Raw genomic sequence first — 14,683 nt, forward strand, 5'->3', positions numbered from 1 at the left:
GTTTCGGTCACATCACCTGGCGGCGCATCATACATTTTCGACAACTCAGGGAGAAGCCGCACCACGTGGCCACAACGGCCGTAGTCCGACAGACCAGTGACGAACGGACGTGCAAGGAACGACCGGGTCAGGACGGGTCGGGCAGGCCGTCCGCGGCCGTGGGGTCGGCGTCCGGGATGTCGTCGGCGTCCACGATCGTGTAGGCATAGCCCTGTTCGGCGAGAAAGCGCTGGCGGTGCGCGGCGTACTCCTGGTCGATCGTGTCCCGGGAAACCACCGTGTAGAAATGCGCGCCGCGGCCGTCCGCCTTGGGACGCAGCACCCGCCCGAGCCGCTGCGCCTCCTCCTGCCGTGAACCGAACGTGCCACTGACCTGGATGGCCACCCCCGCCTCGGGCAGGTCGATCGACACGTTCGCGACCTTTGAGACGACCAGGGTCTTGATCTCTCCCGTCCGGAACGCCTCGAAAAGGCGCTCACGTTCCCGGTTGCGGGTCGACCCCTGGATGACCGGGACACCGAGCAGCTCGCCAAGCTGGTCAAGCTGGTCGAGGTAGGCACCGATGACGAGCACCCGGTCGTCGGCATGGCGTTGCACCAGCCGCTGCACAACCGCCCGCTTACTGTACGCGGTCGCGCACATCCGATAACGCTCCTCGGGCTCGGCAACCGCGTAGGCCATCCGCTCGTCCTCGGTGAGGGTCACCCGCACCTCGGTGCACTCGGCCGACGCTATCCAGCCCTGCGCCTCGATCTCCCGCCACGGAGCGTCGTACCGCTTGGGACCGATCAGCGAGAAGACGTCGCCCTCCCGTCCGTCCTCACGGACCAGGGTCGCGGTCAGTCCGAGGCGGCGGCGGGACTGGATGTCAGCGGTCATCCGGAACACCGGCGCCGGCAGCAGGTGCACCTCGTCATAGACGATCAGCCCCCAGTCGCGGGCTCCGAACAGATCCAGATGTAGGTACTCGCCCTTACGGCGGGCCGTCATCACCTGGTAGGTGGCGATGGTGACGGGCCGGATCTCCTTGCGTTCCCCCGAGTACTCACCGATCTCGTCCTCGGTGAGCGAGGTCCGCTTCAACAACTCCGAGCGCCACTGCCGGCCGGCCACCGTATTGGTGACCAGGATCAGTGTCGTGGCACCCGCATGCGCCATGGCGGCCGCGCCGACGATGGTCTTGCCCGCACCGCTCGGCAGCACCACCACCCCGGAGCCGCCCTCCCAGAACCCCGCGACCGCGCCCTTCTGATAAGCGCGCAGCTCCCAGCCGTCCTCCCGCAGTGTGATCGGGTGCGCCTCGCCGTCGACATAGCCGGCAAGATCCTCGGCTGGCCAGCCGATCTTGAGTAGTGCCTGTTTGAGCCGTCCGCGCTCGGAGGGGTGCACCGCGACCGTGTCGTCGTCGACGCGCTGCCCGAGCAGCGGCGCGACCTTCTTCGACCGGACCACCTCCGTGAGTACCGCACGGTCGACGGTCCGCAGAACCAGACCTCGGACGGGATCGTTCTCCAGCCGTAGCCGACCGTAGCGGTCCATGGTGTCGGCGACATCGACGAGCAGCGCGTGCGGGACCGCGTAGCGGGAGAACCGGACGAGCGCGTCGACGACCTGCTCGGCATCGTGACCGGCGGCACGGGCGTTCCACAGCGCCAACGGGGTGACCCGGTAGGTGTGGACATGCTCGGGGGAACGTTCCAGCTCGGCAAACGGGGCGATCGAGGCACGCGCCTCGCCGGCCTGCGGATGGTCGACCTCAAGGAGCAGGGTCTTGTCCGACTGGACGATCAACGGCCCGTCGGCCACCTCTCACCGTCCTTCCGAGGCGATATTCATCGGCCCTACCATCCCATATGGCGCCGGCCCAGCCCGCGTCGCCGTCCGTCACGGCAGATCGGGAACGTCTTCCGGCTCCAGCGTCTCCAAGGCGTCCTGAGCTTTCTGACCTGGTACTGAGGCTTTCCGGCCGGGTACCGGCCTCGGATCGGCGGTACCCCCGGCGTCCGTGCCGGCGTCCGTGCCGGCGAGGCCGTCCGCGACGCCCGCCTCATACGACCAGTCGAATCCCCCGAGCCCGCTGCCCGGCAGCACGTCCTCGACGTCCAGCACGCCGGTGACGCGGTGCAGCGTAAAACGCCGGGTCGTCCTGTTGCGCTCGTCCCATGCGGTGACCCAGCCCCCGTCGACGACCAGCGGACGGACGATGTGTTCGCTGGACTTCCCCTGCTGGTCGACGTGCCCGACCAGCACCCGGCGGCCCGCGCGTACCGCCGACTGCAGAGTCAGCAGGATCATCGGGGCGGAACGCACCATTCCGTCGACCACCGAACCGATCGCGGCAGCAGCCGCCCGGGTCGCGCGGGAGCTCTCATCCCCACGGCGGATCATCAGTACCACGCCACGGAGCTGCTCGTAGCGGCTTCCCGTCATCTCGGCATTGCTCGGTCGCGGACGGCCCGGCGTCCGGTGCACCTCCGGCCGGCTGAGCACCACCCGCCCGTCGGGTCCTTCCCCTACCGGGGAGAACCCGGCCGCGCGCAGACCTTCCAGCAGTTTGGGCATGGGCATCGAAGAGATCACCACAGTGGGTGCGACCCGCCTGAGCCCAAGCGCCTGGGTCCGCCTGGACGCCACGACCTCGGACAGGACGGCCGTGTCATCACACCGCAGGTACGACGCGGCCGGCCCGACGCGCAGTCGGCCGTGGCGACGCGCGACATCGTCGACAAGATATTCCAACGTCTGAGGCACGCCGGTCCGGGCGAGGCGGACCAGGAACTCACGGATGTCCTCGGCGGTTCGGCCGGCGTCGAGCGCGCGGCGCAGGGACGTCTCGGAGAACCGGAAAACCGTTGCCGCGCCGGACGACTCGACATCGGCCATCTGCGTCAGCTCCGCGGCGAGTTCCGGTACCAGCGGGCCGGGAGCCACAGCAGTCAGATCAGCCTGTACAAGCAGTTCGCTGACGGGTTCGGGCAGCATCGGCTCCAACGCCGCAGCCAGCTCATGGCGACCGACACCGTCCGTACCATCGCCACGAGTCAGCACCCTGCCTGCCGCCGAGAGCGCGCCACGGCCGGTGATACCCAGTAGATCGGCTTCGGTGAAGATCCAGTCGACCATCCGGTCCAGTAACGGCCCGCCGCGGCGGGGTATCCGCCATTCCAGTAGTGCCCGCACGCTGTCGCGTGTCGGCGCCAGCCCGGCCGGTGCGGCGGCGAAGGCGTCCAGGACGAGCCGGCGCAGTTCCGACGCGGACGGCCGGCGAACCTCGTGGGAGAGGGCGGCGATCTGGCGGCCCTTGTCGTCACGCTCCCCGACCAGCCCGGGCACCTGCGCCGAACGCAGCCATGCCTCAACCAGCGTGGCCCACCGCATGGCGCGCGTATCCACACACCATCTGTCGTAAGCCGTCGTGGGCATGATCTGGACTTCCGTACCGGGGGTGTTGTCAACCAGCCCAGCCGCATAGGCGGTCTCGACCACCACCGCCGCCACCGGTTCGGTGACGTCGAGGAGCTTCGCGGTCGCGCGGAAGTCCCGGACGCTGAGTCCTCCGGTACGCAACGGGCTGAGCGGAGTCGCGCCCCATGCCTCCAGCAACGTCGTAACCAGCCGGATCAGCGTGTCAGCGGCGAGGGCGGCCGTCCCGTCAACCTGCTCAAGATCAACATACTGGCCGGTCAGCGGGGGCGGGACCGGATGCAACGTCCCAGCCGGGCGGTCTGCGCGCAGCGCGAGCCCCACCTCCCGGGGAAGTTCGACCGTCTCCTCGTCGACCCCGATCAACAGGCCGCGGGCCAGCAGTTCCTCCACCGGCGTCCGGGCGTCGGGCGCGGCAAGCAGACGTCCTGCGTCGCTCGTGTGCCCCAACGCGGGTCCGACGGTGAGGCGGTCGAGGATCTGACGGGCCCGCGGGGTGCATTCCTCGGCCAGGGTCTGTACCCGTTCCTGTTCGCAGAGCGCGGCTGTCAGCTCGTCGACCAGCGACGCGCGGCCGGCTCCACCCCTGTCACGCTGCGGGTCCAGCCCGACCGCGGTCGCGAGGCGGGCAAGGTGGGTGTGGCGGTGGCCGCCCAGACATGCGCGCAACGGTCGACCCAGACCGAGCGGCCGGTCACCGACAAGGTCGTGGACCATCCCGACGAGCCGCAGAGCAGTGTCGTCCCCCCACACCAACGCGCGTTCCCGCAGTGTCTCCAGCGGCAGCGAAACGTCCCCGGCCCCGCAGAACCTCGACAGTTCCCGCACGCTTGTCGGCGACGCGAGCAGGGTCAACGCCTCGCAGACCTCGAGGGTGAACGTGTCCAGCCGCTCCAGCGCGCGGGTGACGCTCACCCGGATTTCCAGGCGGGCGGCAAGAACGTCGAAGTCGGGTGGAGGCGGTGTGGCCAGGTCCGGACGCAGGGTGAGTAAGCGGGTCAGCGCCTCCTCGGACAGATCCCGCAGCCACCCGGCCAGGGTGGTGGGGACCTCAGGGCCGTCCGCCGGCATGGACACCCTCACAACGGTATCCGGCCGCGCGGAAGGCCCCGCATGCCCATAGGGCACGCCCTACCTTCCGCCATCCAACTGGAATTCGTCGATCATCGGCGTCGGGGCCCGCCCCACACCGACGTGCGCCGTCCCGACCTGGTCCAGCACCCAGCCGCCGCCGACGTCGAAGCGGAGCACGACAATGGCCGGATCAAGATCGCAGTCCTGGGGTCTGAGGGCGGCGAACGCCCAGTCGGGCGAGCCGGTGGAGATTCTGATGCCGGTCACCTGAAGTCGTTCCGGCGGGACGAGAGCGACCAGCGGGCTGACGAACACCGCCCGGGCGATGGCGGCGACCTCGTCCGTGGTCGGCGCCCGGCCGGGCAGCGCCGGGCGGGCACCGGACGAACCGACGATGTCGACACCCAATGCGTCCAATGCGTCCGATGTGTCCGCAACCCGCCGAGCGGCCGGGCGGATCACACGTGGACCACTGCGGTATGAACGTGCGGAATCCAGACGCACAGCACCTCCTGCCGCGTGTGCCGGTCTGTCCGTTACCCGACCAGCAACACGTGAAATTGCACACTTTATGACTAAGTACAACAGACCTGTCGATGTCAATTTCACACTGGGCAGCCCCGGAACGCAAGAGGCAGGGTCAACCCTCACCGCAACGGAAGAACATAAATAAAAAACCTTTAAGCTCTATACTTTTTGTATTATTTTACCTTTTTATTCATATTTTGGATGCCGTATCCCCGCCGTTCGGGCGCTGGACACCGCTTGGTCGCCATAGGTCAACGACGTGTGGCGCTGCTACCGACCAGGAACGTGAGATGGTGGGTACGAGCCCAGCCCCCGACACGGGTCTGCGCGTCAGCCATCCCCGGACGCGCGAGAGCCTGACCGAGAGAAAAACCCATCGACAGGACGAGCACGACCGCGACCAGGTTCATCGCGATCAGGGCCGGATGCCGACGGGGGATGCGCCGGCGGCTGGATCCTCCTGCCGATCGTCCATCTCCGGCGCCGGAATCCCTGCCGGACCGGGAGCTGCCCGACCGCGCGTCCCTGCCCGACCGCGCGTCCCTGCCGGACCGGGAGCTGCCGTCAGCAGGCGCGTCGGCCCGACCCGCGCCGGAGTCCGGACGCCGGGTGGGAACGCCAGATTCCCTGTCATCGGCGGGGATCGTGGAGAACCGGTCAGTGGCATTCACATCGTCCTGAGCGACGTCCTGGGCGACGTCCCAGGCGGCACCGTCCGGCTCCCCGCCGTACCGGGGTGGACGACCTGGCGGAGTCCGGGGCGGCGCTGTCGCAGCCGGTCCCGGCCCGTCATCCCGCTCATCCGAGAACGGATCGAACCCCTCGGTCGGCGGCCCGGTGTAAGGGGTTGATTCCGGGTCCGCCGCTGCGGTGGGGGTCACACCCAGCGGGTCGAAGCCGCGCAGCTCGCCGCGTTCGCCACCCGGTGAAGCGGAGCCGAAACCGGCAGCTCCGGCGGGCGCGTACCCGACCGGGCCGTACCGCTGGCTCGGATCACCCTGGCCGGCCGGGGACGGGCCGGTACCCGCGGCACCGATGCCGGGCGAGCCGCCCGTCCCGGACCGCCTCGTCAACGTGCCGAAAGCCACCATGCGCTGGCCTGCGGTAACCGCCCGCTCTCGACCCGGTGTGGATGCCTTCCCCAGGCCACCGGCCGGATTCAGGCCCGGGGCGGCGACGCCCGGCCGAACCCGCGGCACCGAAGCAGGCGGCACCGAGCCGGGAAGCGGTGGTCGCGGCGTGCCTGGCACCTGGTGGGGCGGACGCGCGGACTCGCCGGGTCGCCACGTTGTCGCATCGTCGCCACCCATGGCGAGACGCGGATCCCCCAACGGGTCGCCTCGAGGATCACCTCGTCGGTCACCCCTGGGGTCAGAGTCTCCTCGGACCACGCGGGCATCCTCCGGTCAAGCTCACACGGCAGTGGTTGTGTCGACGTCGTCGGAACAGCGAGATTGAGCGTATCCGCGATACGATTCCGCGGCATCAGACACCCAGGTTCAAGTAACCGGTTCTTTCAACCCTGGACACCCAACAGACACCGGAGACACCCTCGACCCTTCCTGCGGGCGAACCGTTACAGCTTCGGACGGTGACGCTCAAGGATGGCAGTGAGATCCAATCCGGACGGAAGTGTTCCGAACGCATACCCACCGTTACCATTGAGACGCGAAGCACAAAACGCGTCGGCAACCGCCGGGGAGCCGTACCGGACCAGCAGAGCGCCCTGCAACACCAGCGCCATCCGCTCCACCAGGCGGCGGGCGCCGTACTCGTCGACCGTCGCGAGTTCGCGGCGCAGCGCGCCAGCCGCATCGTCCAGCCTGCGGTCGCAGCCCGCCGCCGCGTCGATCTCGTCGTCGAACGCCTCGACACACCCCGGTTGACGGCCCATCGCACGCAGGACGTCCAGCGCGTTGATATTTCCGGTGCCCTCCCAGATCGAGTTGAGAGGCGCATCCCGGTAGACCCGCGGCAGGCCTGACTCCTCGACATAGCCGTTGCCGCCCAGGCACTCCAAGGCCTCCGCCGCATGGGACGGCCCACGCTTACACACCTGGAACTTGGCCACGGCGGTGCCGAACCGCCGGATCGCCAGTTCCGAGTCCGGCGGTGGCAACGACACCGCGCCACCAGCGGATGCGGCTGCCGGCCGCCGGTCGAGGGTCGCAGCCAGGCGCATCCCGAGGACCATCGCGGCCTCGGCCTCCACCGCCAGATCCGCCAGCACGTTGCGGGCCAACGGCGCGTCGATGACATCCCGGTCGAACGCCCTCCGGTGCGCGGCGTGGTGAAGTGCCTGTGCCACCCCGAACCGCATCAGCGCCGCTGTCCCGAGCACGCAGTCCAGCCGGGTCAGCGCGACCATCTCCACGATCGTGGCAACCCCGCGTCCCTCCTCGCCGAGCAGCCATCCGGTCGTGTCCGCGAACTCGACCTCGGACGAGGCGTTCGACCGGTTACCCAGCTTGTCCTTGAGCCGCTGCAGTCGGAAGGTGTTGCGGGTCCCGTCGGGCAGCACGCGCGGGACGACGAAGCAGGACAGACCGGCCGGGGCCTGCGCCAGCATCAGGAACACGTCGTTCATGGGCGCCGAACAGAACCACTTGTGCCCGGTGATCGCGTAAGAACCGTCGTCACCGGCGCGGGGAACGGCCCGGGTCAGGTTCGCGCGGACGTCGGAGCCGCCCTGTTTCTCGGTCATCGCCATGCCCGCGAGCACACCGGCCTTGGCCGTGCTCGGGCTCAGGCCCGGATCGTAATGAGGGGCTGTGAGCAGCGGTTCCCAGTAGGCCCCGAGGTCGGGATCGACACGGAATGCCGGGACGGCCGCATAGGTCATGGAAACCGGGCAGATGTGCCCGGCGTCCACCTGTGACCAGATGATCAGAGCGGCCGCCCGGGCCACATGCGCGCCGGGCACCGGATCACGCCACGGGCCGCCGGCGATGCCGCCGCGTACCGCGACCGTCATCAGATCATGATAAGCGGGGTGAAAGACGACCTCGTCCACCCGATGGCCGTAGCGGTCATGGGTACGCAGCTCGGGTGGGTAGCGGTTGGCGTTCTCGCCCCAGGCCTGCGCGCGGGCGGAACCGGCGAGGCGTCCGAGGGCGGACAGTTCATCGGTGGCCCAGCCCGCGCCATGCCGGTGCACCGCCTCCGCAAGAGCCGTGTCCGCGTCGAACACGTCGTAGCCGGAAAGCGGCGGGACCTGGTTGAGGACCTCATGAGTCGTTGGGATGTGGATATCCGCCATAGCGACCTCCCCGGCCGAACGCGCCCGACCGAACGCACCTGGTTGCAGCATCGTCGGATCGATGGGAGATGTCTGCCCAGCAGCGCGGCGGTCACCGCGGCGAATTGCGGCGGGGGGACCGGGCCGGGTGGAACACCCAGGCACGCATCAGAACAAAACGCATCACCGTGGCCAGCACGCCACTGAACAGAACGGTCATGATTTCGACGAAGACCCCGGAGGACCCCCAGACCTGGTGCAGCAGGGCCAGCCCGACCGACGACACCGCAAGTCCGAGCACGAACACCACGCCGGACTCGGCGAACTCGCGGATGGCGCCGTCACCACCGACATGCCCGAAAGTCAGCCTGCGGTTCGCCCAGGTGTTACCCACGGCGGTGACGAGCAGCGCGGTGAAGTTGGCCGTGAAGGACGACGTCCCGCCGTCTCGCAGCAGCGCATAGAGGACGACGTAGGCCAGCGTCGAGCACACGCCGATCGCCGCGAACATCCGGAGTTCACGGCCCATGCCACGGGGCAACCGGGCGGCTCGCACATCCGGCGGAAGATCTACTCCGGCACGGCCGGCAACTATACGGCGAGCGACCCGGATCATTCCGCGGATATCCTCCATCGCGGTTGCCACAACGTCCACCCTCGAATCCGGGTCGTCGATCCAGTCGACCGGAACCTCGTGAATACGCAGACCATTGCGTTCGGCAAGCAACAACAACTCCGTGTCAAAGAACCACTGATTGTTCTCGATGGCGGGAAGGAGCACGCGGGCCACGTCCGCGCGCACGGCCTTGAAACCGCACTGGGCATCCCGGAAGGACGTACGGAAGGCCATGCGCAGCATCCGGTTGTAGCAACGGGAGATGATCTCACGCTTCGGTCCGCGTACCACCCGGGAACCCCGCACCAGCCGGGAACCGATCGCCACGTCCGAATGGCCGGACAGCAGGGGTGCGACCAGCGGCAACAGCGCCTCAAGCCCGCTGGAGAGATCCACGTCCATGTACGCGACGACATCGGCGTCCGAGGACGACCAGACCGCCCGCAGTGCCCGCCCGCGGCCCTTGGCCTCGAGTCGGGTCAGGCGTACCCGGCCGAGGTCGGCAGCCAACCGTTGGGCAATGATCGGCGTTGCGTCGGTGCTGGCGTTGTCCGCGATCGTGATGCGCCAGTCGAAGGGAAAGCGGTGGGTGAGGTAGTCGTGCAGTCGCCGGATACTGCCGTCCAGGGCCTCCTGTTCGTTGTGGACCGGGACGACCACCTCGACGACGGGTGACGGCCGCCGCTGCTGCGGGAATGCCACCGCGGGTTCGGTCGACGTCACGCCCGGGTCCGCCCGCGCACCGGTCATCCGGCCGCCACCACACTCGGCATCCGCAGCGGCATCCGCCTCGGCCGAGACCCGTGACGCGATCACCCTGGAGCCGGGCTCAGGCGTGGGTGACACAGTGTTCACGGCGCAGGGCAGCACCGCGCCGACGACCGCAGGAGCCGGCGGCAGGCGTGGCCGTGGGGCCTCCGTACCTGCCGAGGGCTGCGATAGCGTCTGCGGAGTACGAGGAGGTACCGACGGTGACGGGATGGGATGATGATCATCCCGAACGTGCTGCGGCAGCTTCACGGTTTCAACCGTCCGGGACCGCGGTGAGGGCTGCCTGAACTCCACCTGAGAAGGTACTAAGGCCGTCCGACCGAGGGAGCAGGGTGAACCACTTCAGGCAGTTTCTGATGTGCGGCAGCATGGTGGACCCTGTGGTCGTTCACCACCCGACAGACGTGACACGCCCTGATCGCGATTACCAAGAGTTGCATAGCCGGACTGTCGGGTAAGCGACACTCTCCGGTGTCGCGTCTCAGCTGACTGTTGGTCGGATTTCAGTATTCACTCAGCTTGTGCGGGGAAGGTTTCCACCATGAGCACGCGGCCCCCCTTCACCACCCCCGCGGACGGACCTTCGTCGAACGCCCCCGCTACCGACGGTGGCATCGCCGACGACCGGACCGCCAGGGAGGGCTCGGACTGGGTCACGCCGGATCTCGACCCGTACCCGCCGACCCGCCAACAGGACGCTCCGTGGCAGAAACCGGCCGGTATGTCCGCGATACCGGGGCCGTCCCACAACGACAACCCCTTCGGCCCGGGCCAGCACCCCGATGGTGGATCAGCTGCTCCCGGCGGCCGGCCGGACCAGCCGTCCGACCGGATCTGGTGGGGGACACCCTGGAGCCCGCCACAGCCGCACGTCTGCGCCGACTCCACGAACGTGTCGTCGTCCGAGCCCCCGGGCCATGGCGGCCCCTGGCCCCCGACCAACCCCCTCGGCATGCCAGGCCCGTACTCCGGGCCGACTCCACCACCGTCCGGCCCTTACTACGGACCAGCCCAGACGGTCGGGCCGCCGGTGCCGCCACCACGCCGTCGACGGCTGGTCGCCGCGGCCATCGCGCTCGCGCTGGTCTCGGCGGGTGTGGGTGGTGGCGTCGGGGCACTGGTCGCCGGTGACAACTCGTCGACCGTGGTGACCTCGAGCGGACTCCAGCGCAGTACCGGCAGCTCAGGAACGTCGCCGGCGGCGTCCGGCACCGTGTCGGCCGCCGCGCAGACGATCCTCCCGAGCGTGGTCACGATCGCCGCGTCGTCCAGCAGCCAGTCGAGCACCGGATCCGGCGTAATCATCCGACAGGACGGCTACATCCTGACCAACAACCACGTGGTATCCGACGCCACCCAAGGTGGGTCACTGAGAGTAACGATTCAGGATGGCAAAAGCTACAGCGCGAAAATCGTCGGCACCGACCCGAGTTCCGACCTCGCGGTTGTGAAGATCGATGCGACCGGGCTGAAGCCCGCGACCTTCGGCGACTCGGACGCACTCGCGGTTGGCGAGCTGGTGGTCGCCGTCGGCAGCCCCCTTGGTCTGAGCGGCACCGTGACCTCCGGCATCGTCAGCGCCGAGCACCGGCCGGTCCGCACCGGTGACTCGACCGTCCAGGACAGCAACGCCGTCCTGGACGCCATCCAGACCGATGCGCCGATCAATCCGGGCAACTCCGGAGGTCCGCTCGTCAACAGCAAGGGCGAACTGGTCGGCATCAACTCCGCCATCGCCACTGTCGGTTCGGGTGGCGGCGGGTTCGGCAGTCAGCAGGAGCAGCAGTCCGGCAACATCGGCGTGGGTTTCGCGATCCCGTCCAACTACGCGCAGACCATTGCCGAGGAGCTGATCGGCAAAGGATCGGCGACGCACCCGTATCTCGGCGTGAGCGCGTCCACCGCCGGGGCGAACTCGGACCCGACCGGTGACGGGACCGGTGCCGCAATCCGGCAGTTGGTGGGCAACGGGCCCGCGCAGCAGGCCGGTCTCCAGTCCGGCGATATCATCATCAAACTGGGGGACCGCCAGATCACCAGTGTGGACGGACTGATCGCCGCCGTCCGGTCGCGTCCCGTCGGCAGCAAGGTGACGGTCACCTACACCCGCAACGGTCAGACCCATACCGCCGACATCACCCTGGCCGCGCAGCCGCCGTCCTGACCGGCGACGATGTCGGGACGGTCGCGATCCGCTCGCTCGAAGGACGGAACCGTATATAACGGGATAACGGCGGCGCCCGCAGTGATGGCGACCCGCTTTCCCGAAAACGCGAAGTCAGGCATACGACAGCGAAGCTTGTCTGATCGTCTCGCATCGGACGGGCCGGACGTTCTACCGTTACCGTTCATGGTGGCGTCGCCACGTCGGTATCCGGGCACGGCGACGACTCAAGCCGCCGATGGCGGGGTACGGAGAATGCGCTGATGGATGGTGGTATCGACGGTGATGCCCCTGACCGCGACGCCTCTACGGGCAATGCTCCCGGGGGGGATGACCGGCGCGCCAGTGCCTCCGCCGGCACATATCCCGATCATTATGTTCCAGCGCCCGAAACCGGCGGTGGCGGCTGGTGGACCGTCGCCTCCCGCCGGGGAACCCCCGAGTCGGACACGGACATCGTCCTGCGGATCCGCCACGGGCACCGGGACGCGTTCGACGACATCTACCACCGGTACGCCGACGACGTCTTCTCCATGTGCCTGCTCGTCCTCGGCGAGACCACGGTTGCCCGCGCTGCCGCGGGCACGGCGTTCGCGCTCGTCGCCCAGACACGACTGAGCCCACTCAGTGACCCGACCCGACTTCGATCATGGTTACTGGAGCTGGCTCGGGGCAGCGCACTGGCCTGGTCCGGTTCGCCGCAGGCTCGGGCTGTTGCCGTGCCGCATGGGGTGACCCCTGAGGAGATTCTGGACAGAACGCAGCTTGTGCGTGCTCCGGCCAGCCTGCGGGAGGGGCTTGCGCGTACCTTCGACCGGGCCGCCACCGCGACCGGCGGTATGACCGCTGGCGCATACCCGGTGGATACCCGCAATACCAGCCATATCAGGTATACCGCGAGTACCGATCCGGTCGGTCCCGCAGCCGACGACAAGACGATCAGAATCGGCCATCGGACGACGCCTCCCCCTCCGGGGACGACCACCCGTACGGCCACGGCCACGATCAGCACCCCGGCGAGTCCCACCGGCAACAACGGACGGTCCGACCCCTCGGATTCGCCCACGATCATCCCGATCCCGCGCAGACGCCCGTATGCGGGCCCACTCGTCCGGCAGGACTGGCTCAACCGGCCCGCGGTCACGGTCGTCGCGTCACTGATCCTCGCCGTCGCCGGCGTCACCGCCGCGATCAGCTGGCCGACCGCCGCGTCCGATGTCACCGCCCATTACCCCGACCTCGCCTATATCACTCCGACGACCTCCGGGTCCCGGCATCCCACCTCCGGTCCGGAGCCGGCGCCCGTGGTCGTGCCGACGGTTGCCAGCGAGTTCACCAAGCGGGTCTCCAGCCGTCGGACCGAACCGACCCTGTCCGAGGTCGCCGTCGCTCACGAGGTGCCGGTGTCCCCGCAGTCCGTGGCCGATGACGGCGTGCCCCAGGGCTCGTCGGACCCGTCCAGCCCTGGAACGATCACCACGCTGCCGCGGCCGGGGACGACGGCAACCCCGTCCACGGCCCCGGCGACAACCAACGCCGGAGCGCCGACCTCACCACCCGGTGCTTCCGGGACCACCGCACCGTCGGCCGGTGGCAAACCGACGACGACCTCGTCGAATCCGCCGGCCACCGCGACCAGGCCGGCCACGAGGACACCGGCCACGACAAGCCCCGCCGACCACCCGGCGCAGGCCTGATCGCATTCGCTTCGACCAGTGCCGGGTCAGGCAACGTTGGCCGTCGCGGCGCAGCAGGGCAGACGTCGCCTGATGCGGCACCAGCTATCGGACCCGGTAGAAGAGCGTGGTCACATACTGGTCGAAGTCGTTGATCCGCAGTGTCAGTCGTAGCTGCCATGTCCCGGGCAGCGGAACCTGCATACGCTGAGCGATCGCGTGGCCCGGTGCCGCCACGGTGAGCGGCACCGGGAGCGGCCCGACACCGACGTCCGGCAGTGACAGCTGCGCTGACGCGTCCGCGAGCGGCTGGACCTTCCCAGCCGGATCGAAGGTGTAGATGTGCAGGGTCTGCGGCCCGCGTGTGGTCGGGGAGATATCCACCTGGACGGTGAGCGGCCCGGCGAAGACCGTGTCCGCGAACGGCGGCACGTACGACGTCCGTGCCGGAACGGAATTGACCAGTGTCGCGGTCACCGCCAGGACGACCGCGGCCAACCCGGTCTCGAACATGACCCCGCGACGCAGCCCCGCCACCGTACCCTCGGTGACGCGGGGCCGGGCCCCGGGACCGGATGCGGACGGCTCCGACGTGCGCCCGGCGACGCCCGTCATCGCCGTCGTCCCAGCCGTCATCCCAGCCGTCGCCCCAGCCGTCGTGTCGGAGCGGCTCGCCGCGAAGGCTGCGACGATCGGCCGGTAGCAGCGCACAACCCACCGGTGCCCCAGCCATCCGACTCCGAGCATCATGGCGACGAACCAGAGCTTCAACAGCAGCAGACGGCCGTAGGTGGTGGCGGTCAGCGCCGGGAACGTGCCGACCTCCCGCCAGGTCTGGTACGCCCCGGTCACAACGACCACAGCGACGGCGGTCATCGCCGTCCGTGACCACCGTGGCAGGACCCCGCCAAGTTCAGCGGCGCGGGCCGCGGACACCTCGGTCTCGGCCACCGGATTCCGGCCGTCCGCGGGTACGCGGTTGGACGTCGAACGCAGAAAGACGACGAGCAGTGCGAGGCCACCGACCCACACCGCGACGCCCAGCAGGTGCAGGGTCAGGTTGGCCGTTGCGAGCCACGCGTCGTCACCGACACCCCCGTGCCCGGCCACGGCCTGGGTCACGGCGGCCACAAGGGCAAGACCCGCCAGTTCCATCAGGGAGCGCCGGCCACGATCCATGATCACGCGTAGG

Annotated in this window: 9 protein-coding genes; 2 read left to right on the forward strand and 7 right to left on the reverse strand. The window is 68.9% G+C overall.

Features of this window, described 5'->3' with window-relative positions; genetic code table 11:
- Positions 1-127: 127 nt before the first annotated feature.
- The 6 genes from NBW77_RS20085 to NBW77_RS20110 all read right to left on the reverse strand — a co-directional run bounded on the left by NBW77_RS20085 (position 128) and on the right by NBW77_RS20110 (position 9,735).
- Complete coding sequence (locus tag NBW77_RS20085) at positions 128-1,807, reverse strand: DNA repair helicase XPB (RefSeq protein WP_250280145.1); 1,680 nt, start codon at positions 1,805-1,807, stop codon at positions 128-130.
- A gap of 78 nt (positions 1,808-1,885) precedes the next feature.
- The gene (locus tag NBW77_RS20090; protein WP_131749347.1) at positions 1,886-4,507 is read right to left on the reverse strand and encodes a helicase-associated domain-containing protein; all 2,622 of its coding nucleotides are present in this window, start codon (positions 4,505-4,507) and stop codon (positions 1,886-1,888) included.
- A 48-nt stretch (positions 4,508-4,555) separates the two neighbouring features.
- On the reverse strand, positions 4,556-5,002 hold the full coding sequence (locus NBW77_RS20095) for a hypothetical protein (protein WP_131749349.1): 447 nt from the start codon (positions 5,000-5,002) through the stop codon (positions 4,556-4,558).
- Between the two features lie 275 nt (positions 5,003-5,277).
- Positions 5,278-6,225: a hypothetical protein gene (locus tag NBW77_RS20100; protein ID WP_165486351.1), complete on the reverse strand. Its 948-nt coding sequence runs from the start codon at positions 6,223-6,225 to the stop codon at positions 5,278-5,280.
- A gap of 377 nt (positions 6,226-6,602) precedes the next feature.
- Positions 6,603-8,285, reverse strand: coding sequence for an acyl-CoA dehydrogenase family protein (locus tag NBW77_RS20105; protein ID WP_250280146.1), 1,683 nt, complete (start codon positions 8,283-8,285; stop codon positions 6,603-6,605).
- Positions 8,286-8,376: 91 nt separating this feature from the next.
- Positions 8,377-9,735: a glycosyltransferase gene (locus NBW77_RS20110; protein ID WP_242606148.1), complete on the reverse strand. Its 1,359-nt coding sequence runs from the start codon at positions 9,733-9,735 to the stop codon at positions 8,377-8,379.
- Between the two features lie 457 nt (positions 9,736-10,192).
- Between NBW77_RS20110 and NBW77_RS20115 the strand changes: the two genes are divergently transcribed.
- Entirely contained in the window at positions 10,193-11,815 is a 1,623-nt protein-coding gene (locus tag NBW77_RS20115) for a S1C family serine protease (protein WP_131749353.1), read from the forward strand.
- Positions 11,816-12,078: 263 nt separating this feature from the next.
- Positions 12,079-13,512 carry an RNA polymerase subunit sigma-24 gene (locus NBW77_RS20120; protein ID WP_131749355.1) on the forward strand — a complete coding sequence of 478 codons (1,434 nt, stop codon included), beginning with the start codon at positions 12,079-12,081 and terminating at the stop codon, positions 13,510-13,512.
- A gap of 84 nt (positions 13,513-13,596) precedes the next feature.
- Here NBW77_RS20120 and NBW77_RS20125 read toward each other — a convergent pair.
- Positions 13,597-14,683, reverse strand: a 1,087-nt coding sequence (locus NBW77_RS20125; RefSeq protein WP_250280147.1) for a CopD family protein, incomplete at its 5' end; no start/stop codon positions are given.

Origin of the sequence: Frankia sp. Cppng1_Ct_nod, from assembly GCF_920656135.1 — a bacterium.
Taxonomy (GTDB): Bacteria; Actinomycetota; Actinomycetes; order Frankiales; family Frankiaceae; genus Protofrankia; species Protofrankia meridionalis.

Excerpts from the sequence above, each read along its gene's own strand:
- NBW77_RS20120 (WP_131749355.1), top strand. The coding sequence starts at position 12,079 with ATGGATGGTGGTATCGACGGTGATGCCCCTGACCGCGACGCCTCTACG.
- NBW77_RS20115 (WP_131749353.1), top strand. The coding sequence starts at position 10,193 with ATGAGCACGCGGCCCCCCTTCACCACCCCCGCGGACGGACCTTCGTCG.
- NBW77_RS20105 (WP_250280146.1), bottom strand. The coding sequence starts at position 8,285 with ATGGCGGATATCCACATCCCAACGACTCATGAGGTCCTCAACCAGGTC.